This window comes from Aquimonas voraii (assembly GCF_900101825.1).
Classification (GTDB): domain Bacteria; phylum Pseudomonadota; class Gammaproteobacteria; order Xanthomonadales; family Xanthomonadaceae; genus Aquimonas; species Aquimonas voraii.
Window position 1 is genome coordinate 45,637 of record NZ_FNAG01000001.1, and the last position, 23,205, is coordinate 68,841.

At 69.8% G+C, this 23,205-nt stretch carries 20 protein-coding genes; 10 read left to right on the forward strand and 10 right to left on the reverse strand.

Translation table 11 applies throughout. The features are described 5' to 3' along the window. The first annotated feature begins 116 nt into the window (after window positions 1–116). On the forward strand, window positions 117–3,134 hold the full coding sequence (locus tag BLP83_RS00205) for a ligand-binding sensor domain-containing diguanylate cyclase (RefSeq protein WP_091237466.1): 3,018 nt from the start codon (window positions 117–119) through the stop codon (window positions 3,132–3,134). 46 nt (window positions 3,135–3,180) lie between these two features. Here BLP83_RS00205 and BLP83_RS00210 read toward each other — a convergent pair whose 3' ends face one another. Then, a complete protein-coding gene (locus tag BLP83_RS00210; protein WP_091237468.1) occupies window positions 3,181–3,777 on the reverse strand; it encodes an acyl carrier protein phosphodiesterase in 597 nt (198 codons plus the stop codon). Between the two features lie 129 nt (window positions 3,778–3,906). Between BLP83_RS00210 and BLP83_RS00215 the strand changes: the two genes are divergently transcribed. After that, window positions 3,907–5,166 (forward strand): M12 family metallo-peptidase, encoded by a 1,260-nt coding sequence (locus tag BLP83_RS00215; RefSeq protein WP_091237470.1) that lies wholly within the window; start codon window positions 3,907–3,909, stop codon window positions 5,164–5,166. Between the two features lie 14 nt (window positions 5,167–5,180). Beyond that, complete coding sequence (locus tag BLP83_RS00220) at window positions 5,181–6,311, forward strand: DUF1615 domain-containing protein (RefSeq protein WP_245679924.1); 1,131 nt, start codon at window positions 5,181–5,183, stop codon at window positions 6,309–6,311. A 12-nt stretch (window positions 6,312–6,323) separates the two neighbouring features. On the opposite strand, the gene phbB (BLP83_RS00225) is transcribed toward BLP83_RS00220, so the two are convergent. The 4 genes from phbB (BLP83_RS00225) to gluQRS all read right to left on the reverse strand — a co-directional run bounded on the left by phbB (BLP83_RS00225) (window position 6,324) and on the right by gluQRS (window position 9,659). Continuing rightward, entirely contained in the window at window positions 6,324–7,064 is a 741-nt protein-coding gene (gene phbB / locus BLP83_RS00225; protein ID WP_091237471.1) for an acetoacetyl-CoA reductase, read from the reverse strand. A gap of 166 nt (window positions 7,065–7,230) precedes the next feature. Beyond that, window positions 7,231–7,752, reverse strand: coding sequence for a polyhydroxyalkanoate synthesis repressor PhaR (phaR, locus tag BLP83_RS00230; protein WP_091237473.1), 522 nt, complete (start codon window positions 7,750–7,752; stop codon window positions 7,231–7,233). A gap of 204 nt (window positions 7,753–7,956) precedes the next feature. Then, a complete protein-coding gene (gene phbB / locus BLP83_RS00235) occupies window positions 7,957–8,697 on the reverse strand; it encodes an acetoacetyl-CoA reductase (protein ID WP_091237475.1) in 741 nt (246 codons plus the stop codon). Window positions 8,698–8,771: 74 nt separating this feature from the next. Then, entirely contained in the window at window positions 8,772–9,659 is an 888-nt protein-coding gene (gene gluQRS, locus BLP83_RS00240; RefSeq protein WP_091237476.1) for a tRNA glutamyl-Q(34) synthetase GluQRS, read from the reverse strand. 107 nt (window positions 9,660–9,766) lie between these two features. On the opposite strand from gluQRS, the gene htpX reads away from it, so the two are divergent. Beyond that, window positions 9,767–10,648: a protease HtpX gene (gene htpX / locus BLP83_RS00245; RefSeq protein WP_091237478.1), complete on the forward strand. Its 882-nt coding sequence runs from the start codon at window positions 9,767–9,769 to the stop codon at window positions 10,646–10,648. A 79-nt stretch (window positions 10,649–10,727) separates the two neighbouring features. Here the strand turns inward: htpX and BLP83_RS00250 are convergent, their stop codons facing one another. Beyond that, window positions 10,728–12,794 (reverse strand): EAL domain-containing response regulator, encoded by a 2,067-nt coding sequence (locus BLP83_RS00250; protein WP_176763938.1) that lies wholly within the window; start codon window positions 12,792–12,794, stop codon window positions 10,728–10,730. Window positions 12,795–13,043: 249 nt separating this feature from the next. Beyond that, on the reverse strand, window positions 13,044–14,084 hold the full coding sequence (gene epmB, locus BLP83_RS00255; protein WP_091237482.1) for an EF-P beta-lysylation protein EpmB: 1,041 nt from the start codon (window positions 14,082–14,084) through the stop codon (window positions 13,044–13,046). A gap of 94 nt (window positions 14,085–14,178) precedes the next feature. Between epmB and efp the strand changes: the two genes are divergently transcribed. The 6 genes from efp to folE2 all read left to right on the forward strand — a co-directional run bounded on the left by efp (window position 14,179) and on the right by folE2 (window position 19,600). Then, entirely contained in the window at window positions 14,179–14,745 is a 567-nt protein-coding gene (gene efp, locus BLP83_RS00260; RefSeq protein WP_091237484.1) for an elongation factor P, read from the forward strand. Between the two features lie 73 nt (window positions 14,746–14,818). Beyond that, the gene (locus BLP83_RS00265; RefSeq protein ID WP_091237486.1) at window positions 14,819–16,147 is read left to right on the forward strand and encodes a TRZ/ATZ family hydrolase; all 1,329 of its coding nucleotides are present in this window, start codon (window positions 14,819–14,821) and stop codon (window positions 16,145–16,147) included. A 39-nt stretch (window positions 16,148–16,186) separates the two neighbouring features. Further along, window positions 16,187–16,930, forward strand: coding sequence for a bifunctional 2-polyprenyl-6-hydroxyphenol methylase/3-demethylubiquinol 3-O-methyltransferase UbiG (ubiG, locus tag BLP83_RS00270; protein WP_091237489.1), 744 nt, complete (start codon window positions 16,187–16,189; stop codon window positions 16,928–16,930). Further along, complete coding sequence (gene gph / locus BLP83_RS00275) at window positions 16,923–17,591, forward strand: phosphoglycolate phosphatase (RefSeq protein WP_091237490.1); 669 nt, start codon at window positions 16,923–16,925, stop codon at window positions 17,589–17,591. Before ubiG ends, gph begins: the two co-directional genes overlap by 8 nt. Continuing rightward, window positions 17,588–18,388, forward strand: a complete 801-nt coding sequence (locus BLP83_RS00280) for a squalene/phytoene synthase family protein (protein WP_091237492.1) — start codon at window positions 17,588–17,590, stop codon at window positions 18,386–18,388. Before gph ends, BLP83_RS00280 begins: the two co-directional genes overlap by 4 nt. 261 nt (window positions 18,389–18,649) lie before the next feature. Then, window positions 18,650–19,600: a GTP cyclohydrolase FolE2 gene (gene folE2, locus BLP83_RS00285; protein WP_091239351.1), complete on the forward strand. Its 951-nt coding sequence runs from the start codon at window positions 18,650–18,652 to the stop codon at window positions 19,598–19,600. Between the two features lie 69 nt (window positions 19,601–19,669). Here the strand turns inward: folE2 and BLP83_RS00290 are convergent, their stop codons facing one another. The 3 genes from BLP83_RS00290 to BLP83_RS00300 are packed head-to-tail and all read right to left on the reverse strand — an operon-like array spanning window position 19,670 to window position 23,195. After that, window positions 19,670–20,182, reverse strand: a complete 513-nt coding sequence (locus tag BLP83_RS00290) for a Slp family lipoprotein (protein WP_091237494.1) — start codon at window positions 20,180–20,182, stop codon at window positions 19,670–19,672. Then, window positions 20,179–22,227 (reverse strand): transglutaminase TgpA family protein, encoded by a 2,049-nt coding sequence (locus BLP83_RS00295; protein ID WP_091237496.1) that lies wholly within the window; start codon window positions 22,225–22,227, stop codon window positions 20,179–20,181. The genes BLP83_RS00290 and BLP83_RS00295 overlap by 4 nt, the downstream gene beginning before the upstream one ends. Then, window positions 22,224–23,195: a DUF58 domain-containing protein gene (locus tag BLP83_RS00300; protein WP_091237498.1), complete on the reverse strand. Its 972-nt coding sequence runs from the start codon at window positions 23,193–23,195 to the stop codon at window positions 22,224–22,226. The genes BLP83_RS00295 and BLP83_RS00300 overlap by 4 nt, the downstream gene beginning before the upstream one ends. Between the last annotated feature and the right edge of the window lie 10 nt (window positions 23,196–23,205).

Consider the following 23,205-nt stretch of genomic DNA (forward strand, 5'->3'; position numbering starts at 1 on the left):
TGAGGTTTACGGGCCTGATCTGAATTTTGCGTGTGGGGTCTGCCGAAGCATCCGCCACTTGCCTAAGTGCTGGCGCCTGCGCAGTATCGCGCCTGCCCACGCCCTGCCTCGCCCGAATGAACGACCTCCCGAGCCCGGCTCGCCGGCTGTTGCGCCGCCTGTGCGTGTTGCTGGTGCTGGCGGCGCCCCTGCTCGGCCCGCGTGGTGCTGTCGCAGCCCAGCGCTACGACCATGAAGACGGGCTACCGAGCGCGCAGGTGCAGTCGCTGGCGATGGATGCGCGCGGCTTCCTGTGGATCGGCACCCAGGATGGCGTGGTCCGCTTCGACAGCCACCGCTTCCTGCCGATCGATGTCGACGGCGGCTTCAGCGCGCCCGATCCGCATGTGCGCCGTATGCTGGCCGTGCCCGGTGCGGTCTATCTTGCGACGCGCTCGCGTCTGCTGCGCTTCGATCTGGCGACCGAGCGCCTCGATGAGCTGCGCTCGGGCAACGAGGAGATCGTCGGCGTCTATGCACTGAAGGCTGACGCGAACGGTTCGATTTATGCGGGCACCGAGTCCGGCCAGCTCTTCCGCTGGCAGGACGCCGACTGGCAGACGCCGCTGCAGCCGCTGCGCCTGCTCGATGCCGAAGGCCAACCATGGCGCGAGCCGCTGGCGATCAATGACCTGGCGGTGGGCGCGTCGACGCTGTGGCTGGCGACCATGGGCGGCATCCACGCCCTCGATCCGGACAGCTTGCGCCTGCGCTTCCAGCCGCTGGACCTTCCGCAGGTGCAGGGCGGCCGCGCGCACGTGTCGGCGGTACACGAGGACGCCCAGGGCCGGCTGTGGGTCGGCTTCTGGAACGATGGCCTGGCGCGCTTCTCGCCCGCCACCGGGCGCACCGACTGGTTCCACCCAAGCCTCGGCAACAGCGGCGCGCTGCGGGCGACCAGCGTGTACAGCTTCTTCGAGCGCGGCGACCGCCTCTACATCGGCAGCAACCGCGGGCTGGTGGTCTACCGCCGGGACTGCGACTGCCTGCGCGGCCTGAACCTGCCGGAATGGGAAGCGCGCGAAGGCAGCGGGGTGATCATCACCAGTCTTGCCGCCGAGCCCGGCGGTGATGGCCTCTGGGCCGCCGTGTGGGGCTCGGGCCTGGCCCGCTTTTCGCGCTTCGACGAAGCTGTGGAGCGCCAGTTGCCGATCGAGGGGCGCAGCGACTCGCTGGGCCATCCGATGGTGTCCTCGCTGCTGGTCGACCACCGTCGGCGGCTGTGGATCGGCACCTATGGCGCGGGCGTGCACTGGGTGGACGCCGACCAGCGCAGTGCAGGCCTGCACTGGCCGCTGCAGCGTCTGCCCTTCGGCGAGTGGCGGGTCGAGTCGCGTTTCATCTGGCATCTGCGCGAGCTTGACGACGCTCTGCTGGTCGGCAGTGGCTACGGCCTGTTCCGCTGGGACGGCGGGCAGCTTCAGGAGATCGACGCTGAGCTGCAGAGCCTGCGCAGCAGCCTTGTCCTTGGCGATGGCCGCCTGCTGGTCGGAACGGGTTGGGGGCTGTTCCTCAATCAGGACGGTGGTCGCGGGCCCGTGCAGCGGGTTGCCCTGGAGGGCGCGGACGGCCGGCCGGTGTGGTCGATCCAGCGCTGGCGCGACGAGGTCTGGCTGGGCACCGACCGCGGCCTGCTCCGCCTTGATGCGCAGCTGCGGCCGCGCGCGCGGGTGGCGGTTGGCGCGGATGATCGCAGCCTGCCCGGCGCGGTGGTGTGGGCGCAGAAGCCCGACGCCGAGGGCCGCCTGTGGCTCGCCACATCGGGCGGGCTGGTGAGCGTGCCCGACGCGCCCGGCGAGCCGCGCTTCGAACGCCAGTCGTCCTTGCTCGCGGCCGGCATCCGCAGCGTCAACAGCATCGAGTTCGATGCCACAGGCGACCTGTGGGCGGGCTCGCCGCGCGGCCTGCTGCGCTACCGGCCGCAAAGCGGCGAACTCGATCTGCTCGAAGCACGCGACGGTCTCTTGAGTTCGCAGCAGAACATTGGCGCCAGCGCCAGCGATGGCGAGCGGCTCTATTTCGGCGGCATTGGTGGCTTCATCGCCTTCCGTCCCGAAGACGTTCCGGCGCGCTCCGCAAGCCTGCGTCCGACGGTGGTGAGGTGGCGGCTGGGCCAGGGAGAGTGGTTGCCGGGCAACGGCGAGATCGCGCTACCGCATGGCCATGCGCCGCTGCAGGTCGAGTTCAGCGCCTTCCACTACGACCGCCCCGAGCGCGTCCGCTACGCCTATCGCTGGCATCCCGCGGAAACCGAGTTCACGCCGCTGGGCGACGCCCACAGCGCGGTGTTCAGCCGCCTGCCGACCGGCCGCCAGCGGCTGGAGCTGCGCGCCCGGTTGGAAGGCGCAGCGCCGGCTGCGGCCGAGGCCGTCGTGCTTGAGGTGGAGGTCGCCCAGGCCTGGCACCAGACGCTGTGGGCGAGACTGCTGATCGGTACGGCCCTGGTGCTGGCCTGGATCGGTTTCAACCGTCTGCGCCTGCGCCAGGCCAGGCGCTACGCGCAGGGCCTGGAGCGCGAGGTCGGCGAGCGCACGCGCGAGCTGCGCGTCGCCAAGGAGGCGCTGGAGCAGGCCAATGCGCGTCTCCGTCGGCAGGTGGCGATGGATCCACTGACCGGGCTGGCCAACCGGCGCGCGCTGTTCGCCGCGATCGAGGCCCGGCAGGATCGCACTCGCGCTGCCGGCGTGCTGCTGATCGATCTCGATCACTTCAAACGCATCAATGACCGTCATGGGCATGACGTCGGCGATGCCGTGCTGGTCGACTTCGCCGGCGTGCTGCAGCGTGAGGTGCATCGCGACTGCCTGTGCGCGCGCTACGGCGGCGAGGAGTTCCTGCTGCTGCTGGACGAGGCCACGCCTGCGGCGCTCGCTGCATTGGCAGAGCGTCTGTTGACGGATGTGCGCGGACGCCGCCTGCGGCTGGAGGGACATCCGCCGGTGCACTACACGATAAGTATCGGCGTGGCCCTGGCTGCGCCCGACGAGCCGGTGGTGGCGGTGATCCAGCGAGCGGACCGGGCGCTTTACCAGGCCAAGCGCGAAGGTCGCGATCGCTGGGTGCAGGCGCCCGGGGCGGAGGAGGCGGGCGCCTGATCGTTGGCGCAGGGCGGCCTTCCCTGCGTGCGAGTCCAGTCGGCCGTCAGCGCGACATCAGCGCCGCGCGGGTCTCGTCGACGAAGGCACGCAGCTCGGGAAAGAAAGCTTCGAAGCCGGCCTCGGCCTTGGCCTCGTGCAGGCGCAGGGTCGGCAGGCAGGCGACCAGGCCCTCGCCGCCGCGCGAGAGTCGTCGCGCGATCCGCGTCACCGCGCGGTCGACGTTGTCACGCAGCCGGTAGCTGCCCAGCCAGTCGCCAGAGGCCATCAGCGGGGCGATCGCGGCGAGTCGCGGCGGCAGCTCGGCCGCGGCCTCCGCGAGCACGCGGTACACGCGCTGGCTGAAGTTGTGCAGTGGCTGGTCTTCATGGCGCGGCCAGTCGCGCGCCAGCAGGTGGTCGAAGTACACGTCGATCAGGATCCCCGCATAGCGGCGCTGGCCCTCCGGGAACTTCGCCTTCAGGGCGAGCACCTGCGGATGCCGATCGGTGAATCCATCGATGCGGCGATGGATCAGGATCTCGCGCCGCACGATCGCGGGCCAGGCTTCGAACGCGCTGCCGGCCACGAAGTCACCGAGCAGAGCGCCGAGCAGGCCCTCGTCGCTGTGTTCGGCCAGCAGCAGGTGGGCGAGGTAGTTCATGGTCGGCAGTATCGGTCGACCCGCGCCCCCGACCCAGCCGCGCCGAGCATGGAGTGGGCTGTGCCTTCGTGTTCGCGTGGACAGATTCACTAGAATCCAGCGCAGTCGAGACGAGCGGAGCACCCTTCGATGAGCACGCGCAGCCTGCTGATGGCGACGACCCTGGCCCTGCTGCCTTGCCTCTCGGTGGCGGCCGATGTGCAGGAGGCTTGGCGCCTGTTGCCAGCTGAGGCGCGTCCCGCGCCGACGGAACTGCCGGCTCGGAGCGCCTACGCGGTGGCCACCGCTCCGGCGATCCTGGCCGCCGCACCCGCCACCCTGCGCCTGCCCTTTCCGCAGGGTCAGCGCGAAGCGCTGACGCTTGCGATCGAGCAGCATGCCGATGACCGCTACACCTGGCGCGGCAGCCTCGATGATGCCGGCGACTATCCGGCGGTGCTCAGCGTCTCCGGCGACGCGGTGGCCGGCTTCATCAGCGCGCCCGAGGGCATCTGGGAGCTGGTGCCTTCGACCGTCGCCGGCGAATCCTGGCTGATCGAACTCGATGGCGATCGCCTGCCGCCCTGCCGCGGCCCCGTCGATCCCGGCCCACAGGCGTTCTCTTCCGCGGCTGCGGGAAAGCCTGGAGCCGCGCAGGCCCTGATGGACAGTGGTGACCAGGTCGATGTGCTGTTGATGTACTCGCCGGCCGCGCGCGATGCCGCCGGCGGCGTCAGCCAGATCAGCGCGCAGGCGCAGGCTGCCGTGGATTCCGCCAACACCGTGTTCGCCAACAGCGGCATGCGCATGCGCTTCCGAGTGGTCGGCATCGAACTCTTGGAGGGCTGGGTCGAAGGTACGTCCTCGGCCAGCACCGAGCTCGGCCTGTTCCGCTCGAATGCGAGCCAGCAGGCGCGCCGCAACGCGCTCGCCGCCGACATGGTCAGCCTGCTGGTCGCCAATCTGCCCGGCGCCTGCGGCATCGGCTACGTGATGCGCAGCCCGGGCGCGGGTTTCGCCGGCAGTGCGGTGCAGATCACCGACCGCGACTGCGCGGTCGGCAATCTGAGCTGGGTCCACGAGCACGGCCACAACATGGGCTTCGAGCACGATCCCGCCAACGGCACCTCGCCGACAAGCGCCTCCTACCCGTGGTCGTTCGGACACTATGTCGAAGGCCAGGGCGCACAGTCCTACCGCACGGTCATGGCCTACCAGTGCCCCGCCGGCGGCTGCACCCGGCGGCCCCATTTCTCCAGCCCGCGGGTCAGCTTCAATGGCTTTCCGACTGGCGTGGTCGACCAGCGCGACAACGCGCGCAGCGGTGATCTGGTCGCTGACATCGTCGCCAATTTCCGGCTGGAGCAGGTGTGGCAGGGCTTCGCAAACAGCTTCGAGGCCTCGCCCTGATCGGGCTTCGGCTGGTGCGGAATCGCTGGCGACGGAAGGTCTGCTGGCTGGCACTGGGGGTCGCCACCCTGGCGGGCTGCGCCAGCGCCCCCGAGCGCCGTCACCCGCAGCGCAGCGCCGACGAGGTCCGCGCGCAGCTGGTCGATCTGCTGCCCCCGCGCCTGGCGCAGCGCGAGGGCTGGGCGCAGGACATCGAGGCGGCGTTCCGCCACCTTGGCCTGCTGCAGAGCACCGACAACCTGTGCGCAGCCCTGGCGGTGATCGAGCAGGAAACCGGCTATCGCGCCAACCCCACGGTGCCGAACTTGCCGCGAATCGCCCGCGCCGAGATCGAGCGGCGGGCGGCGCGGCTGAAGATCCCGCGGATCGCGCTCGCGGCAGTGCTGCGCCTGCCCTCGGGGGATGGCCGCAGCTTTGAGCAGCGTCTGCAGGCTTTGCGCACCGAGAAAGACATGAGCGATCTGTACGCCGAGCTGATCGCCCGCGTGCCGCTGGGCCAGACCCTGTTTGACGCGGCCAACCCGGTGCGCACCGGCGGCTCGATGCAGGTGTCGATCGCCTTCGCCGAAGCCCACGCCAAGCAGCAGCCCTATCCGTATGCGGGCGTGCAGTCGATCCGCGACGAGGTGTTCAGCCGGCGCGGCGGGGTCTATTTCGGCATCGCCCATCTGCTGCAGTACCCCAGCAGCTACGAGCGCCATCTCTATCGCTACGCCGATTTCAATGCCGGCTGGTACGCCAGCCGCAACGCGGCTTTTCAGCAGGCGCTGAGCGCGCTCAGCGGGGTCCGGCTGGCGCTGGACGGCGACCTCGTTCTGCCGGATCCGGGGCTGTTCGAGCGCAGTCGCAGCGAGACCGAGCGGGTGGCGCTGTCGCTGTCATCGGTGCTGGGCCTGAGCGAAGCGCGGATCTCGCGCGACCTGCGCCGCGCCGATCGCTTCGACTTCGAGCACACCGACACCTGGCGTCGCGTCTTTGAGCAGGCCGATGCGCAGGCCGGAGCGCCCTTGCCGCGGGCGCGCGTGCCGCAGATCCGGCTCAGCAGTCCCAAGCTCACCCGCAGCTTGACCACCGAGTGGTTCGCCGAACGGGTCGAATCGCGCTACCGGCAGTGCATCAACCGGGCCTATCGCAGCGCCGGCTGAGCGTGGCGCCGCTCAGAAGCTGATGAACAGCCCGCCGTTGACCGGCAGCAGCGCGCCGGTGATATAGCCCGAGCCTTCGGCGGCGAGGAAGTCGACCACGCGGGCGATCTCGTTCGGCTGGGCGATGCGGCCGACCGGAATCTGCTGGAGGATCTTCTCGCGGATCGGCTGCGGAATGGTCTGCACCATCGGTGTGTCGCAATAGCCCGGCGCCACTGAGTTTACGGTGATGCCCTTGGCCGCAACCTCTCGCGCCAGCGCCATGGTGAAACCGTGGACGCCCGCCTTCGCGGCGGCGTAGTTGGTCTGGCCGAACTGGCCGGTCTGGCCGTTGATCGAACTGATGTTGACGATGCGGCCGTAGCCCTGGGCGATCATCGGCTCGATCGCCGGGCGGCACAGGTGGTAGAGCGCGTCGAGGTTGACCCCGAGCACGGCGTCCCACTGGTGCTTCTCCAGCTTGCGCAGGGTCGCGTCGCGGGTGATCCCGGCGCTGTTCACCAGCACGTCGAGGCGGCCGTGGCGGGCAACGATGTCGGCGATAGCGCGGGCGCAGGCCTCATGGTCGCTGACGTCGAGCGCGATCGCCTCAAGCGCGCCGAGGCCAGGCAGGGCGCGCAGCTCGGCCAGACGCGCCTCCGGCAGGTGGATGTCGGCGGCGATGACATGATGGCCGCTGGCAGCCAGCGCCTGGCAGGTGGCCGCGCCGATTCCGCCGGTGCCGCCAGTGACGAGGGCGATGCGTGCGCTCATGCGTAACTTCCTTCTTGCGATTCCCCGCGCTTGTGGTCGGCCCGAACGGCGACACGCTCCACAGGGCGGCGTGCGCGACGAGCGCGACCGCCGTGTGTTCCGGGGTTGAATATGGCAGGCGCCGCCAGGCTGGTGCCCATCGTGCGCCGCGACGAGCAAACCGCGCTCAGCGCGGGCGCGGTTTGCTGCCGGCCGCGGGGGGCTCGGCCTTCTCCGAGGTCTCGCTGGCGGATGCCTCGGGGCGCGCGGCGCCCGGGCGCAGCATGCCTTCCTGGAAGCTCTTCCACATGTCGAGGTTGCGCTCGGTCAGCTGGTTCAGCATCGACCACGGCGTCTTGCCAAGCAGGTTGTTGAGCTGGCTGCGGAACTGGTGCTGCTGGTCGAGGAACAGCTGCATGCTGCGTTCGAGGTAGCTGCCCATGAAGCCCTGCAGGCTGTCACCGTAGAAACGGATCACCTGGCTCAACAGCTGGGTGCTGAACATCGGCGAGCCCTTCTCCTCGTGCTCGGAAATGATCTGCAGCAGCACCGAGCGGGACAGGTCCTCGCCGGTCTTGGCGTCGCGCACCTCGACCTCTTCGCCGTCGACGATCAGCTGCCGAACGTCTTCCAGCGTGATGTAGCTGGAGATCTCGGTGTCATAGAGGCGGCGGTTCGGATACTTCTTGATGACCCGGGGCTTGGGCATGGGCGTCGAGGCTCTCTGGGCTGGCAGGGGCCGCGCGCCTGGCTGTTCGACGGGCGCCGCGACTTCGCGTGGGGAAGATGGCATGGCCCGTCCTGGGCAGCCCGGGGCGATGGTCACGGTATGCGGCAATGCCGCAAGGGCCAGCGCCTTCGGGTGTGGTTCCACTGGCGCGGTCGCGCTGCGCCGCGCCAATGGTTTCACATGTTACCAGCCCATGTGGTGGCCGCCGTTGATGTCGAGATTGGAGCCGGTGATCCAGGCGGCCTCCTCGGACACCAGGAAGGCGACGGCGTAGGCGATCTCCTCCGGCTTGCCCAAGCGGCCGGTGGGAATGTCGGCAACGATCTTGGCGCGCACCTCCTCGGGTACGGCCATCACCATGTCGGTGGCCACGTAGCCGGGCGAGACGGTGTTGACGGTGATTCCGAGCTTGGCGTTCTCGCGTGCGAGCGAGATGGTGAAGCCATGCATGCCGGCCTTGGCGGCCGCGTAGTTGGCTTGGCCGTACTGGCCCTTGAGACCGTTGATCGAGCTGATCTGCACGATGCGGCCCCACTTGCGGTCGCGCATGCCGTCGATCACCGGGCGGGTCATGTTGAAGCAGGAGTTGAGGTTGGTGTTGATGACCTCGTGCCACTGCTCGGCGCTCATGCGGTGGAAGGTGCCGTCGCGGGTGATGCCGGCGTTGTTAACCAGCACTTCGATCGGCCCGAGCGCTTCCGCCACGCCCTTGGCGATGGCCGCGCCGCCCTCGGGGCTGCCGACATCCCCGGGCACGATCGCGATGTCGAAGCCCTGGGCTTTCAGCGCGGCCTGCCACTCGCGGGCCTTGGCCTCGTTGCGATAGTTGGTCGCCACCTTGTGGCCCATCTGCGCAAGCCGCTTGCAGATCGCCGTGCCGATCCCGCCCGTACCGCCCGTCACCAGCGCAACGCGTGCTGTCATGCTCCCTCTCCCGTGGTCATCCGGCTCGTTGATGTGTGGCCGCGCAGGCCGGATCCGCGCGGCGGCCCCCGAGTTTATACAGGGCTTGCGACCGCGTTTTGACCGATGGCAAGACCGTGCCCGGTTGGAATACGGCTGAATTCGAATTCAGCGGCCGCGCGCTGGAGCAGTGCGTTCGCCGAGCCCGCATCGGCGACGCGCTCGGGCCTCTGCCCCAGCGCCGCCCAGCACCAGCGGAGCGCGGGCAGCGGATCGCGCGGATCCACCGGCAGCGCCGACAGCGACTTCGATAGTTTGCGGCCCTCGCCGTCTACCACCAGGGGCAGATGCGCATAGGCCGGCGTCTGCAGGCCCAGGGCGCGCTGCAGCAGGATCTGCCGCGGCGTTGAGTCGAGCAGGTCGGCACCCCGTACGACTTCGGTGATGCCCTGTTCGGCATCATCGACGACCACGGCGAGCTGGTAGGCCCAGCAGCCGTCCGCACGTTTGAGCACGAAATCGCCGACCGCCGCGTCCACCGCCTGCTCGATCGGCCCGTGCAGGCGATCGACGAAGGCGATGTGACTGCCTGGTCCCGCCGGCACCCGCAGGCGCAGCGCTGCGGCATGGCCTGACGGATCCGCCACGCAGCGATGGTGGATGCCGGCGCTGGCTGTCAGGTCGCTCCTGCTGCATCGGCAGGAAAACGCGAGGCCCGCGTCCAGAAGCCGATCGAGCGCGCTGCGATAGAGTTCGCCGCGCGCGCTCTGCACCACCACCTCGCCGTCGGGTTCCAGACCAAAGGCTCGCAGGGTGGCGAGCTGGGCCTGCGCGGCGCCCGGCACTTCGCGCATGCGGTCGACATCCTCGATGCGCACGCGCCAGAGGCCGCCGGCGCTGCGCGCGGCCAGCCAGCTGCCGAAGGCGGCGAGCAGGGAGCCCAGGTGCAGCGGCCCGGTGGGCGAGGGCGCGAAGCGGCCCACATAGGCTGAACCTGTCGCCGTCGAAGATCTTGAATTAGGCTCCACGCTCCCTTACCCATGCTGGGGTCCGCCCGCGGACCTGGTCCACGCATCCGAGGTTCTGAACCATGAAGCGCATTCTCCTGTTCGTCGCCACCAACATCGCCGTGCTGCTGGTGGCGAGCATCGTACTCAAGCTGCTCGGCCTCGATATGGCGATGGCCGCCCGCGGCCAGAGCTTCGTCGGCCTGTTGGTGTTCGGCTTGGTGCTGGGTTTCACCGGCTCCTTCATTTCGCTGGCGATGTCGAAGTGGGTGGCCAAGCGCAGCACCGGCGCCCAGGTGATCGAGCAGCCGCGCAACGAGATGGAAGCCTGGCTGCTGCAGACCGTGCAGCGGCAGGCGCAGATGGCCGGCATCAAGTGCCCGGAGGTGGCGATCTACGACGCCCCCGAGATCAACGCCTTTGCCACCGGGCCCAGCCGCAACAACTCGCTGGTGGCGGTGTCCACCGGCCTGCTGCGCGGCATGAGCCGCGACGAAGCCGAGGCCGTGCTCGGTCATGAGGTCGCCCACGTCGCCAACGGCGACATGGTCACGATGGCCCTGCTGCAGGGCGTGCTGAACACCTTCGTCATCGTCCTGTCGCGCCTGATCGGCAGTTTCGTCGACCGCGTGGTCTTCCGCAACGAGGAAGAGGGCGGTGGCATCGGCTTCTTCATCGTGACCCTGGTGGCCCAGGTGGTGCTGGGCATCCTTGCCTCGATGATCGCGATGGCCTTCTCGCGGCACCGCGAGTTCCGTGCCGACGAGGGCGGTGCCAAGCTGGCGGGCAAGCAGAAGATGATCGCAGCGCTTGAGCGCCTGCAGGCCCAGCACGGCGAGAACACCCTGCCCAAGGAGGTCGCGGCCTTCGGCATCAGTGGGCACATGGCGGCCGGCCTGCAGCGCCTGTTCATGAGCCACCCGCCGCTGCCGGAGCGCATCGAAGCCCTGCGCCGCGCGGTCTGATACTCGCCCGCATTCCACGCGCAAAGCAGAAGGCCCGGATCGCTCCGGGCCTTCTGCATTTCCAGCGTCGGCGATCGCCTCAGATGTTGAAGTCGTAGTTCATCTCGGGCGCGGGCGCGGCCAGGAAGTTGCCCTGCACGAAGTGCACCGAACTGGTGAAGAGCACGGTCATGCTTGCGGCGTCCTGCACGAACTCGGCGATGGTCGACTTGCCGAGATCGCCGGCGCGGGCCGCCAGCTCTCGCACCTTCGCCTGGTGCTCGGTGTTGCGGCCGAGGTCTTCGGTGAAGCTGCGGTCGAGCTTGAGCATCGTCGGTTCGAGGTGCTTCAGCACGTCCAGCGAGTGGGTGCTGGCGCCGTATTGCTCCAGGCACATGCCGCAGCCCAGCTTGGCGACCGCGCGCTGGAATTCCTTGGCGCCCTTCAGATAGGTCATCACCCGGGTCTCGGGGACGCCGAACACCAGCTGCTCGCCGCGTACGCCGGTCTGCTTCAAGAGGTTGGCGATCCAGCCGGGCAGGGTGGGGTCCTGCATGCTCTGCGGGGTGATCTTCACCAGCAGTCGACGCTCGTGTTCGCTCTTGACCTTGGCGAGCACGGCGATGGCGTGCGAGAGCACCCAGCGGTCCACCTTCTCGATCAGGCCGTGCTCTTCGGCGATCGGCAGGAAGGCCAGCGGCGGCGCGATCTCGCCGTCGCCGACGCGCATGCGCAGCAGGGTCTCGTAGAACTCGACCGGCTCACCCTGCAGGCTGATGATCGGCTGGTAGTGCAGCATGAAGTCGCCCGACTTCAGCGCCTGCTGGATGCGCGCCACCCAGGTGCGCACGCGCTCTTCCTCGGCGCGGTCGCGGGCGGCCGGATCGAACAGCGACAGCCGGTTGCCGCCCTCCGAGATCGCCGCCTGCAGGCACTGGCCCGCCTTGCCCAGCACCTGCTGGGCCGGGCCGGACTTCTCGCTCATCTGCACGCCGCCGATGCTGACGGTGAGCGTGGCCGAGCGGCTGCCGATCTCGAGGATGTGGCCCTCGAAGGCCATGCGCACGCGCTCGGCCAGTTCGCGCGTCTGTGCGTGGTTGCTGCCGCGGCAGACGAGGCCGAAAGTGTGGTCGGCGAAGCGCGCGAGCAGCACGTCGTCGCCCAGGGTGTGGCGCAGCAGGGTGGCGGCATCGGCCAGCAGGGTGTCGGCGTGGCCGAGGCCGATGTCGTTCAGCAGGTTGCCGAAGTTGTCGACCTCGATCAGCAGGGCGGCCTGGTCCTTGGCGCCGTTCTCGGCGCGCGCAGCCGCGGCTTCGAGCTCGGCCAGGAAGACCTGGCGATTCAGCAGGCCTGTGACCTGGTCGCGCTCGCGCAGGGTCTGCAGCTCCTCGCTGTCGACGAACTGCTTGCGGAACACGATCTGCAGGCAGGGCTCGCCTTCGTAGCTGGCGCGGGCGAACTCCATGACCGCATCGAAATCGATGCCGTCGGCGCGCATGGCCTTGAGTTCGAGCTTCTCCGGCGGCGGCTCGCCCTTGCTCAGGCGCTTGAGCAGGGCCTTGAATTCGCCGGCATGGCTGGGGGCGATCAGGTCGAGCAGGGGCATGCCCTCCACTTCCTCGAAGTCGGTGTAGCCGAACATCTCGAGATAGGCGTGGTTGGCGCGGATGTGCATGCCCTCGTGGGCATAGGCGATGGGGTCGCGCGAGGAGTCGATCAGCGCGTCACAGCGGCGCGCCGTTTCGCGCAGGGCGTCCTCCAGGCGCTGCTGGCTGCGCCGCGCCTCAGTGGCGAGCCAGGCGTGCTTGAGGGTCGGCAGGATCTGCTCCGGGCGCTGGCGCAACACGATGTGGAAGGCGCCGAGGGCGCAGGCTTCCAGCAGGGTGGCTTCATCGATGCCGGAATGGCTGGCCACGAGCGCGGCGTGGCGGCCAGCCTTGCGCATGGCCTGCGCCACTTCGGCGAAGGGCAGCCGCTTGCCGCTCCAGGCCGCGACCACGAGGTCCGGCTGCTGCTTGCCGAGCTGGTCGATCAGTTCCTCGATCGACTCGGGACGCGCGCTGCGGACGGCGATGCCTCCATTGCGCAGTGCGTTGACGATCGACTCCGCGTCCTCGAGGGTGTCCTCGATCTGCAGCAGTCGGATCACGGTTTCCTGCTTGGCCATCAAACTCCCTTGAAACTGCGATTGCGGCGGCACGCAGCCGAGGCTGCCTGCCTGCCGGACCCGCCCCCCAACGGACCTTTGGCTGGTGATGCTGCCGGCGGCGGGCGATGCCATCCATCGCGCTGCGCGCGCCGCAGGTCGGCCAAAACCCCACGCTGGCGACCTGTTCTGCAAGGGCACGGAGTGTGTCCAAATCGGCGGCGGTCCGCAAACGCCGGACGCCATCCGGGCTCCGCCCTGTCGGCGGCTTCACGTTTCGGTCGTGAGCGCCAGCGGCAGTTTGCTGCTCGCGCCGGCCACCTCTCGCACCAGTTTCGGCACCAGGTAGCCCGGCAGCCGCCCCCGCAGCGCGGCCTCCAGCGCCAGCGCCTCGGCCTCGGGCACCTCGAAATGCGCCGCGCCGGCGACCCGGTCGAGCTGGTGCAGGTAGTAGGGCAGGGCACCGGCGGCGAAGCTGGCCTCGGCCAGCTCGACCTGGGCCTCGGCCGTGTCGTTGATGCCGCGCAGGAGTACCGCCTGGTTGAGCACCGTCAGGCCGGCCCCGCGCAGGCTGGCCAGGGCCTGTGCTACCGAGGCATCGAACTCGCGGGCGTGATTGGCGTGGATCACCATCACCTTCTGCAGCGGCAGCGTGGTCAGCCAGTCGAGCAGATCGGCGTCGACGCGCTCGGGCAGCACCACCGGCAGCCGGCTGTGGATGCGCAGCCGCCGAACCTGCGGCAGGGTGAGCAGGCGCTCGCCCAGCTCGCGCAGCTTGGCGGTGGACAGCGACAGCGGATCACCGCCGCTCAGGATCACCTCGTCGACGCTTGGGTCGGCCTCGATCGTGTCCAGCGCGGCCTGCCAGGCGTTGGCCGCGGCGCTGTCCTCCCCGTAGGGATAGTGGCGGCGGAAGCAGTAGCGGCAGTGCACTGCGCAGCTGCCGGTGGCGACCAGCAGCGCGCGGCCCTGGTACTTCTGCAGTACTCCGCGGCCGCTGCGGGCGGCGGCGTCGCCGACGGCGTCGAGGCCGAAGCCTTCCACCTGGAGGGTTTCCAGGTCCAGCGGCAGCACCTGGCGCAGCAGCGGGTCGGCAGGGTCGCCGTGGCGCATGCGCGCCACGAAGCCACGCGGCACCCGCAGCGGGAACCCGGCCGCACCGGCCGGAAGGCGTTCAGCCAGCGTTTCCAGGCCCAGCAGGTGCAGCAGTTCCAGGGGATCCGTGACCGCTTCGCGCCACAGCCGACGCCAGTCGGCGGACGCGCCCTCGGCCGCCCCGGGCTGCGCGATCCGGGGATTTGCGCTTATCATTTCGCCTCTTTGGCCGGCGGTTCGCCGGCGATCACCGCAAACCCAATAGTCTAGCCGCAGCCCGCGGCTCGCACTTCAATCCCCCGGAGCACGCATGGCGACCTACGGCCTGAACGACGTCAAGAACGGACTCAAGATCATCCTGGACGGCGACCCCTACGTCATCGTCGAGGCCGAGTTCATCAAGCCGGGCAAGGGGCAGGCCTTCACCCGCATCCGCGTGCGCAACCTGAAGAACGGCCGCACCACCGAAAAGACGCTGAAGGCCAACGAGACGGTGGAAGGCGCCGATGTCGTCGATACGGACATGCAGTACCTGTATACCGACGGCGAGTTCTGGAACTTCATGCAGCCGGACAGCTTCGAGCAGTTCAGCGCCGACGCCACCGCCATGGGCGATGCGGCGAAGTGGCTGAAGGGCGAGGAGATGTGCGTGATGACGCTGTGGAACGGCGCGCCGCTGTCGGTGGCCCCGCCGAACTTCGTCGAGCTGCAGATCGTCGAGACCGATCCGGGCGTGCGCGGCGACACGGCGTCCGGCGGCGGCAAGCCGGCCAAGCTGGAAACCGGCGCGGTCGTGCGCGTACCCCTGTTCATCGAGAACGGCGAGGTCATCCGCTGCGACACCCGAAGCGGCGAATACGTCAGCCGAGTCAAGTGAACCCCTCCGACCCGGCCCCGCGCCGGGTCGGTGCTATCGGGGCCATGGAGTCCAGAAAGGAGGCGCGGAGTGCATGCGTGAGATCGACCTGCTGATCGAAGCCGGCTGGGTGATCCCCGTCGAACCGCACGCGGTGGTGCTGGAGCAGCACGCCGTGGCGGTGGACGCCGGCCGCATCGTCGAGCTGCTGCCGATCGCCGAGGCCCGCGCGCGCTACGCGCCGCGCGAGACGGTCAGCCGGCCCCAAGCCGCGCTGATTCCCGGTTTGGTCAACGTGCACGTGCACAACCCGATGACCCTCATGCGCGGCCTGGCCGACGACCTGCCGCTGATGACCTGGCTGAACGAGCACATCTGGCCGGTCGAGGGCGCGGTGATCGGCCGCGAGTTCGTCGGCTGCGGTGTCGAGCTGGCGGTGGTCGAGATGCTGCGCGGCGGCACCACCACCTGCAACGAGAACTACTTCTTCCCCGACGCGGCCGCGGCGACCTACCGGCGGATGGGCTTTCGCGCCTGCGTCGGATTGCCGGTGATCGACTTTCCCACCGCCTGGGCGGCCTCGGACGACGAGTATTTCGACAAGGCGCTCGAACTGCACGACGCCCTGCGCTCCGATGCCCTGGTCAACACCGCCTTCGTGCCGCACGCGCCCTATACGGTCAAGGACGCCAGCTTCGAGCGCATCCGCCTGCTGGCCGACCAGATGGGCCTGGTCGTCCACTGCCACGTGCACGAAACCGCGCAGGAGGTCGAGGACTCGATCAAGCAGTATGGCCAGCGCCCGCTGGCGCGCCTGCAGCGGCTGGGGCTGGTGAACTCGCAGCTGTTGGCCATCCACATGACCCAGCTGACGCCGGCGGAAATCGAGCTATGCGCGGCCAATGGCGTGTCGATCGGCCACTGCCCCGAGTCCAACCTCAAGCTCGCCTCGGGCTTCTGCCCGATCGAGGCCCTGCGTCGCGCCGGCGCCAACATCGCCTTGGGCACCGACGGCTGCGCCAGCAACAACGATCTCGACATGTTTGGCGAGATGCGTACCGCGGCGCTGCTGGCCAAGGGCGTGGCGATGGACGCTGCCGCCCTCGATGCGCCCAGCGCCCTGCGCATGGCCACCCTGGGCAGCGCCCGGGCGATGAGCATGGAAGACCGCATCGGCTCGATCGAGCCCGGCAAGGCCGCGGATCTGGTGCTGGTCGATCTGGATCAGCCCGAGTCGCAGCCCTTCTACAACGTCATCTCGCAGCTGGTTTACGCCGGCGCGCGCCAGCAGGTCAGCGACGTCTGGATCAACGGTCGCGCCCGCCTGCGCGATCGCCAGCTGGTCGATGTCGATCTCGAAGCCTTGATGGCGCGCGTGGCCGAATGGCGTACGCGGATCGCCGCGATCCCGCGCCGCCACTGAGCCCGCACCGCCGGATCGGCCCGCGCTCTGGAGTCTGTGATGAACCTGCCTGCTGTGAACGAACGCTCGCGCCGCGAGAACGTCGACCCCGCCGAACTCGCGCGCTTCGGCCAGCTGGCCGCACGCTGGTGGGACCCGAACGGCGAGGCCCGCCCGTTGCACGATTTGAACCCCGCGCGTCTGGGCTATGTCGCCGCGCGCGTGAAGCTGGACGGGGCCGAGGTGCTGGACGTCGGCTGCGGCGGCGGGCTGCTGTCCGAGGCCTTGGCGTCGCGTGGCGCCCGCGTCACCGCGCTCGACCTCTCGCCCGAAGTGCTGGAGGCCGCGCGTCTGCACCTCTATGAATCGGGCCTCAAGGTCGACTATCGCGAACAGTCGGTCGAATCGCTGGCCGATGAATGCCCGGCGCGCTTCGACGCGATCACCTGCATGGAGATGCTGGAGCACGTGCCCGATCCGGCCTCGGTGGTTGAGGCCTGCGCGCGCCTGCTGAAGCCCGGCGGACGGCTGTTCCTGTCGACGCTCAACCGGACGCCTGCCGCCTTCGGCCTTGCCATCCTTGGCGCCGAATACGTCATGCGTCTGCTGCCGCGCGGCACCCACCGCTACGCGCAGTTCATCCGCCCCTCCGAGCTGGCCGGCGCGATCCGCGGCGCGGGGCTGGAACTCGAAGACGTCAGCGGTCTGCACTACAACCCTCTGACCCGTTCGGCGACGGTGGGTGGGCACACCCAGGTCAACTACCTCGCCTGCGCAGTCAAGCCGGAGAGCGGCCGTGGCTGAGCGTGGCGCGGTGCTGTTCGATCTCGACGGCACGCTGGTGGACAGCGCCGCCGACCTGCTGCATGCGGCCAATGTGCTGCGCGCGCGGCGGGGGCTTGAGGCCTTCGCGATGGCACCGTTCCGGCCCTTCGTCTCGCGCGGCGCGCGCGCCATGCTGGGCGCTTCACTGCCGGGCTTCACCCCCGAGGACGAGGCCACGCTGGCCGAGTTCCTGGGCGTCTATGCCGAAGCCGTGGCTGCACACTCGCGCCTGTTCCCCGGTGTCGAGAGCCTGCTCGATGCCATCGAAGCCCGCGGTCTGCGCTGGGGCATCGTCACCAACAAGGCCGAGGGCCTCGCGCGCCCGCTCTGCGAGGCGCTGCGCCTGTTGCCGCGCTGCGCGGTGCTGATCGGCGGCGACAGCCTGCCGCAGCGCAAGCCGCATCCCTTGCCCTTGATTGAGGCCTGCCGGCGCATCGAGGCCGCGCCCGCGGCCAGCCTCTACCTCGGCGATGACCCGCGTGACATCGAGGCCGCCCACGCGGCCGGGCTGCGCGGCATCGCCGTCGACTGGGGCTATTACGATCCGGCCCATCCGCCTGGTGCCTGGGGGGCGCAGCGGGTCATCAGCGCGCCTGTGCACCTGCTGGACGAGCCCCTGCTGCGCGAGCGTGCGGCATGAGCGAGGCCAGCCTGCAGGCGCAGCTTCAGAAGCTCGAATCGCGTCGTCCTGAACTCGCACTGCAAACGATCTTCCTGCCGGCCGCGCAGCGCGATCGCATCGCGCTCTGGTACGCGCTGCAGGACGAGATCGAGGAGGCCTGCTTCGAGCTGTCCGAGCCCTTCATCGCCCAGACCAAGCTTGGCTGGTGGGCCGAGGAGCTGGAGCGCGGCGCCCGCGGCGAGGGGCGCCATCCGCTGGTGCAGGCCTTCTTCGATCTGCCGGCGGCGCGCGCCGCGGACGCATCGCTTTGGCGGGCGCTGCCGCTGTCTGCCCTCGATCTGGTCGAGCGCGAGCTGGCGCCCGGCTCGGTCGAGCAGGCGCTGACGGCGCTGCGTCCCTTGGCGTCCGCTTTCGATCAGCTCGAGCGTGCCCTGTTTGGCGGCGACAGCGCGGAGTCGATGATTGCGATCGAACTGCTGCTGCGCCGTCAGCAGCGCGCAGCCATCGGCCATCACGCGCAGGCGCGGCTGCCGCGCAACCTGCTGGCCCGTCATGGCCTCGCGCCGGCGCATCTGGCCGAGCCCGACAAGCGCGCGCCGCGCGCCGCTTTCACCCGTGACTTCGCGGAGGAGCTGCGCGCCCTGCAGCCATCCATGCGCTCCCGTAGCGCGCGGCCGCGCGCCCTGCAGACCGCCGTGCTGGTCTGGCAATTGGAGCGGCTGGTCCGGCACGGCGAGCCCGCGGCGCCGCGCGGTTTCGGCCTGATGCTGGCGCTGTGGCGCGCCGCCCGGGGCAGTGCGCCGCTGCCGGGTTGAGCGGGCGTCGCGCGACACAGTGTTGTCGCGAGCGTGCGCGAGCACTCAGCTTGAGGCGGGTATAGTCGTCCGCAGTCCCTGGTACGCCGATCCTGCCCGGCGCCGTGGTGCCTTCCGATCGGCGGCAAATGTGCATGCACGATCGTGAAGGCTTGACGTGAAGGCGACAGCCCCCCACCTAAGGTGCAGCCGGCCCATCCCATGACCGATTACGAGGAGACCCCCGTGTCCCCACCCATTGCCGACAACACCGTGCGCGCAATGCCCGACATCGCCTCCGAAGCCAAGCCCGCCGTCGCCGGTGTGCTGGATTGGGTGGGCATGGGGCAGATCGAAGTGCCGGTCAGCGTGGCCAACGCCGAAGGGCAGACGGTCACCTCGGGGGCGCGCGTCACTGCCTTCGTCAACCTCAAGCGACCGGACGTGCGCGGCATCCACATGTCGCGACTGTATCTCCACGTCGACAAGACCCTGTCGAACGAGGCGCTGTCGCCGACCAGCCTGCGCCGCCTGCTCAAGGATTTTCTGGAGTCGCACGCGGACCTGTCGGATCGCGCGTTCGTGCGCGTCGAATTCGAGCATCTGGTGCGCCGACGGGCGCTGAAGAGCGACAACTCGGGCTGGAAGAGCTACCCCTGCGTGATCACCGGCCTGATGGAACACGGACAGTTCCAGGTGGAGCTGTCGGTGCAGATTCCGTATTCCAGCACCTGCCCCTGCTCGGCGGCGCTGGCGCGGCAGTTGATCCAGGAGCAGTTCCAGACTGACTTCCCGGCCGGTGCCGGCATTGATCGCGAGTCCGTGTTGGCCTGGCTTGGCACCGAGCGCGGTATTCGCGCGACGCCGCACAGCCAGCGCTCGACGGCCGAGGTGCGCGTGCGCCTGCTGCCGTCCTTCGCCAACTTCCCGATCATCGACGTCATCGACCGTATCGAGGACGCGCTGAAGACGCCGGTGCAGTCGGCGGTCAAGCGCGAGGACGAGCAGGCCTTCGCCCTACTGAACGGCGAGAACCTGATGTTCTGCGAGGACGCCGCCCGCCGCATGCAGGCTGCGCTGAACGCCGACGAGCGCATCGCCGATTTCTGGGTGCGTGCCTCCCACTACGAAAGCCTACATCCGCACAACGCGGTGGCGGTGGCGGTGAAGGGCGTACCCGGCGGCTACGCCAGCGGGCTGGACTGGATCGCCCGGCTGTCCGATCACCACTGACCGCAAGCCATGCACAGGCAAAAACCCCGGCCTGAGGCCGGGGTTTTTGCTTTCAGCGCCGGGCGGCATTCACCAGAACGGCCGCCACCAAGGGCCCCAGTAGGGCGAGCGGTAGGGATAGGCGTAGCGCGGGTCGACGCGTTCCTCGCGCTCCTCCCAGAGGTACACGACCTCGGCGTCGAGGCGCGGGTACTTGAAGTCGTAGCCGCCGACCGCGCGCTGTTCGAAGCCGCTGATCCGGCCGGTGACGGTGACATCGCGCCCCTCGGCGAACAGGGCCGGGTCGTAGAAGCCGCTGCGGCAGGCGATGAAGCGGCCGTCGGTGGCCTCGCGCTGCGTCTGGGGCTTGCCGTCCGAGCGCAGCGGGCGGGAGAGGACGGTGAAGCAGGTGCGGCTGGCCTCGGGCTCGACGGCGATGAGGCTGCCGCCCCAGCGCACGCTGGCGCCCGCCGTGCCCTGCTGGCTGGCCTGTTCCGGGCTCAGGGCGCTGAACTCGCCGCGGATGGGCTTGGGTGCCGAGGCGCAGGCGCCCAGCGCGAGCGCGGCGAATGCAATCGGCAGCAATCGAAGGCGTGGACTCATGGCTTGACTCCTGGGAATGCGGAGGAAGAGGCAGGTGATCGAGGGCGCCGCGGGCGGAAGGCGCGCAGCTCGCGGATCAGGCGCGTGCGCCGTGCGTCATCGGCCTCGCCAGCGTAGCGCTGGGCGCTGTAATCCTCACTGAGTTCGATCAGGCTTGTTGCCTGTTCGGGCAGCGCTGCCGCCGCGCGGCGTCCGAAGCTGAGCGGCGCCTCGTCGGCCGCGCGCTCGATACCCAGCCTCGCCAGCCGACGACAGAACAGCAGCCAGGCGGCCACCATGGGATCGGCGTTGCGCGGGCCGCCGCGCAGAACCAGCCAGAGCGTGAGCGCCAGCGCGAGGCCGAAGGCGCCGGCCAGCGCCAGTCCGACCTCGCGCCAATTGCCGGCATCGATGCCGAAGCTCAGCAGCAGGCTGCGCTGGCGTGCGGCATTGAAACCCAGCACCAGGGTGTTCCAGCCGTGGCGCAGCCAGTCGGCGGCGTCGAGCAGGGCGCCCAGTCCATCGAAGCGCCCGCGCTCGCGGCTGGCCAGGCCGCCGTCATCGAGAATGCGCTCCGGCGCGACCGCTGCCGTGGGATCGACCCGCACCCAGCCGCGGCCCTGCAGCCAGATCTCGCTCCAGGCGTGCGCATCGGACTGGCGCACCACCACGTAATCGCCCAGCGGGTTGTAGAAGCCGCCGTGGTAGCCGGTCACCACTCGCGCCGGGATGCCCGCCATGCGCATCATCACGGTGAAGGCCGAGGCGAAGTGCTCGCAGAACCCCTCTCGGGTCTCGAACAGGAATTCGTCGACGCTGTCGCGGCCCAGGGGCGGCGGCGTCAGCGAATAGGTGAACTCGCGGTTGAAGCGGTCCAGCGCCTCCTGCACCAGCTGGGCCTCGTCCAGCCCCCTCGCGCGCCAGCCCGCCACCAGTTCGGCCGTGCGCGGATTGAAATTGGAGGGCAGGGAGACGTACTGCTGGCGCAGCGTGCGCGGCAGCGCCGCATCGAAGCTGGCCAAGGGCGCCGAGCGCAGCTGATGGCGGCTGACCTCCGCCAGCGGACGTCGTGCGATCAGGCTGCGATCGCGGTTCAGGCGCAGCGGGTTGGTCGGGCTCTGCTCGAAGGGGGCGCCCGGCACGTCAAGCGCCATCACCCAGCGGCGGTCGGTAGGCTCCTGCACGAGCTCGTAGTCCAGCCATTCGGCACCTTCCTCGACCGCGGGCGCCTCAAAGGCGCGCAGCCACATCGACAGCCGCCAGGTGCGGCCATCGAACTCGCTCAGCACCGGCCCGCGCCAATAGAGCTCGGCTGGTTCCGGCCGGCGGCCGCGAAAGCTGGCGCGCAGGATCGGGCTGTCGTCGATGAAGAGCTCGCTGATGTCGCCCGGCGCCATGGTGTCGCTGAGCCCGGTGCGCGCTTCGGCAGCGTTGTCCGGCAGGCCCCATAGCGGCTGCGGCAGGCGCGGGAACAGCAGGAAGCCCACTGCCGCCAGCGGCAGCGACAGCAGCATCAGGAGCCCGGTGGCGCGCAGGCGCCGCGAGAGTCCGGGAGCTTCCGTGGGGCTGCCGGTTTCGAGCTCGCTGACCCGCGCCAGCGCGGTCAGGATCAGCACCGCCGACAGCAGGGCCAGCAGCAGGGTCAGCGGGCCCTGGTCCTGCAGGAAGGCCGCCATGATCGCGAACAGGCTGAAACTCAGCAGGGCGCGCGCATCGCGCAGGGTGTGGGTCTCCAGCAGCTTCAGCGCCAGCATGGTGGCGAGCAGGCCAGCGCCGGTATCGCGGCCGAACTTGAAGCCGTAGACGTAGAGCACCAGGCCGGCCACGCCCAGCGTCAGCAGCAGGCGCAGCCAGGCCGGGATGTGCGCGCCGCGCAGGCCGGCGCCGGCGCCGGCCAGCCCCAGCAGCACCAGCAGCGGCCCGAGCCAGCCGCTCAACTGCAGCCCCAGCGGCAGCAAGGCGGCAAGGCCGGCGGCCACGCACCAGCCGAACACCGGCAGCGGCAGGCGCGGGCGCGCGGCTTCGCGGCCCAGCAGTGCGCCGAAGCGGGCGGCCAGCGCGTTCACGGCAGTAGGGCCAGGGCGCGCAGGCCCGCGTGCAGGTGGGCCTCACCGCGGCCGGGGCCGATCTGCTCGCCGGGCAGGATCAGTTCGGACACCAGGCCGCGACGCTCGGCCTCGACCAGCCAGCGGGCCAGCCGCTCGATGCGCTGCTCGGGCGGCAGGTGCAGCAGTTGGGCGTAGTCGAGCCGCACTTCGAGGCCGGCCGGGCTTTCGAACTCGCGGACGATCGGCTTGCCGAGCTGGGCGCTGCGCTTCCAGGCCATCAGTCGCAGCGGATCACCCTGCCGGTGCTCGCGCAGGCCGTGGACCTCCTCGCTGGGGCTGCGCTGGCGGCGCAGGCCGCTGCTGGCGCCGTCGCCAGGCAGGGGCGGTGGCTGGTCCTCGAGTCGTGGATACACCAGCACCTGCGCCTGCGGGTTCAGCCAACTCCAGACCACGAACAGGCCGAGCGGCCAGCGCGTCGACAGCTTGATGCGGCCGACGGGATGCAGGCCCCGGCGGGTGGTGGCGAAGGGCAGGGTCGCGCTGGCCTGGCGCTCCGGCAGCACTTCGAACACCCGTGCACGGCCCTCGCGCTCGAGGCACAGGCCGCGCCGCGCGCGTCGGCCCTCGCCCACGAAGCGCAGGCGCAGCTCGGCGGTTTCGCCGGCATGCACGGGAGCTGCGCCCACTTCGACCAGACGCAGACCCGACAGACCCAGCCAGCCGCGCAGCAGGGCGGTGTGCACGCTGGAGGCCATCAGGAACACCAGCATCAGCGCCGGGTTGTTGTTGTAGTTGAGGGCGCCGGCGCCCATCACCGCCAGCAGCAGGCCGAAGAACAGGCCGAAGCGGCTGGGCAGCACATAGATGCGCCGGCGGTGGATTTCGATCGGCAGCGCCTCGGTCTCGCGCAGGCGGGTCAGCGCCGGCAGGCGGCGCTCGGCCTGAGCCTGCGCGAAACGCCAGGTGCGGGCGGCCAGCGCGCGCATGCGTGGCGCC

What these genes read in the sequence shown, in the direction of transcription:
- BLP83_RS00205 (WP_091237466.1), top strand. Translation starts at nt 117, where the DNA reads ATGAACGACCTCCCGAGCCCGGCTCGCCGGCTGTTGCGCCGCCTGTGC.
- BLP83_RS00210 (WP_091237468.1), bottom strand. Translation starts at nt 3,777, where the DNA reads ATGAACTACCTCGCCCACCTGCTGCTGGCCGAACACAGCGACGAGGGC.
- BLP83_RS00215 (WP_091237470.1), top strand. Translation starts at nt 3,907, where the DNA reads ATGAGCACGCGCAGCCTGCTGATGGCGACGACCCTGGCCCTGCTGCCT.
- phbB (WP_091237471.1), bottom strand. Translation starts at nt 7,064, where the DNA reads ATGAGCGCACGCATCGCCCTCGTCACTGGCGGCACCGGCGGAATCGGC.
- phaR (WP_091237473.1), bottom strand. Translation starts at nt 7,752, where the DNA reads ATGCCCAAGCCCCGGGTCATCAAGAAGTATCCGAACCGCCGCCTCTAT.
- phbB (WP_091237475.1), bottom strand. Translation starts at nt 8,697, where the DNA reads ATGACAGCACGCGTTGCGCTGGTGACGGGCGGTACGGGCGGGATCGGC.
- htpX (WP_091237478.1), top strand. Translation starts at nt 9,767, where the DNA reads ATGAAGCGCATTCTCCTGTTCGTCGCCACCAACATCGCCGTGCTGCTG.
- BLP83_RS00250 (WP_176763938.1), bottom strand. Translation starts at nt 12,794, where the DNA reads ATGGCCAAGCAGGAAACCGTGATCCGACTGCTGCAGATCGAGGACACC.
- epmB (WP_091237482.1), bottom strand. Translation starts at nt 14,084, where the DNA reads ATGATAAGCGCAAATCCCCGGATCGCGCAGCCCGGGGCGGCCGAGGGC.
- efp (WP_091237484.1), top strand. Translation starts at nt 14,179, where the DNA reads ATGGCGACCTACGGCCTGAACGACGTCAAGAACGGACTCAAGATCATC.
- BLP83_RS00265 (WP_091237486.1), top strand. Translation starts at nt 14,819, where the DNA reads ATGCGTGAGATCGACCTGCTGATCGAAGCCGGCTGGGTGATCCCCGTC.
- ubiG (WP_091237489.1), top strand. Translation starts at nt 16,187, where the DNA reads ATGAACCTGCCTGCTGTGAACGAACGCTCGCGCCGCGAGAACGTCGAC.
- BLP83_RS00280 (WP_091237492.1), top strand. Translation starts at nt 17,588, where the DNA reads ATGAGCGAGGCCAGCCTGCAGGCGCAGCTTCAGAAGCTCGAATCGCGT.
- folE2 (WP_091239351.1), top strand. Translation starts at nt 18,650, where the DNA reads ATGCCCGACATCGCCTCCGAAGCCAAGCCCGCCGTCGCCGGTGTGCTG.
- BLP83_RS00290 (WP_091237494.1), bottom strand. Translation starts at nt 20,182, where the DNA reads ATGAGTCCACGCCTTCGATTGCTGCCGATTGCATTCGCCGCGCTCGCG.
- BLP83_RS00300 (WP_091237498.1), bottom strand. Translation starts at nt 23,195, where the DNA reads ATGCGCGCGCTGGCCGCCCGCACCTGGCGTTTCGCGCAGGCTCAGGCC.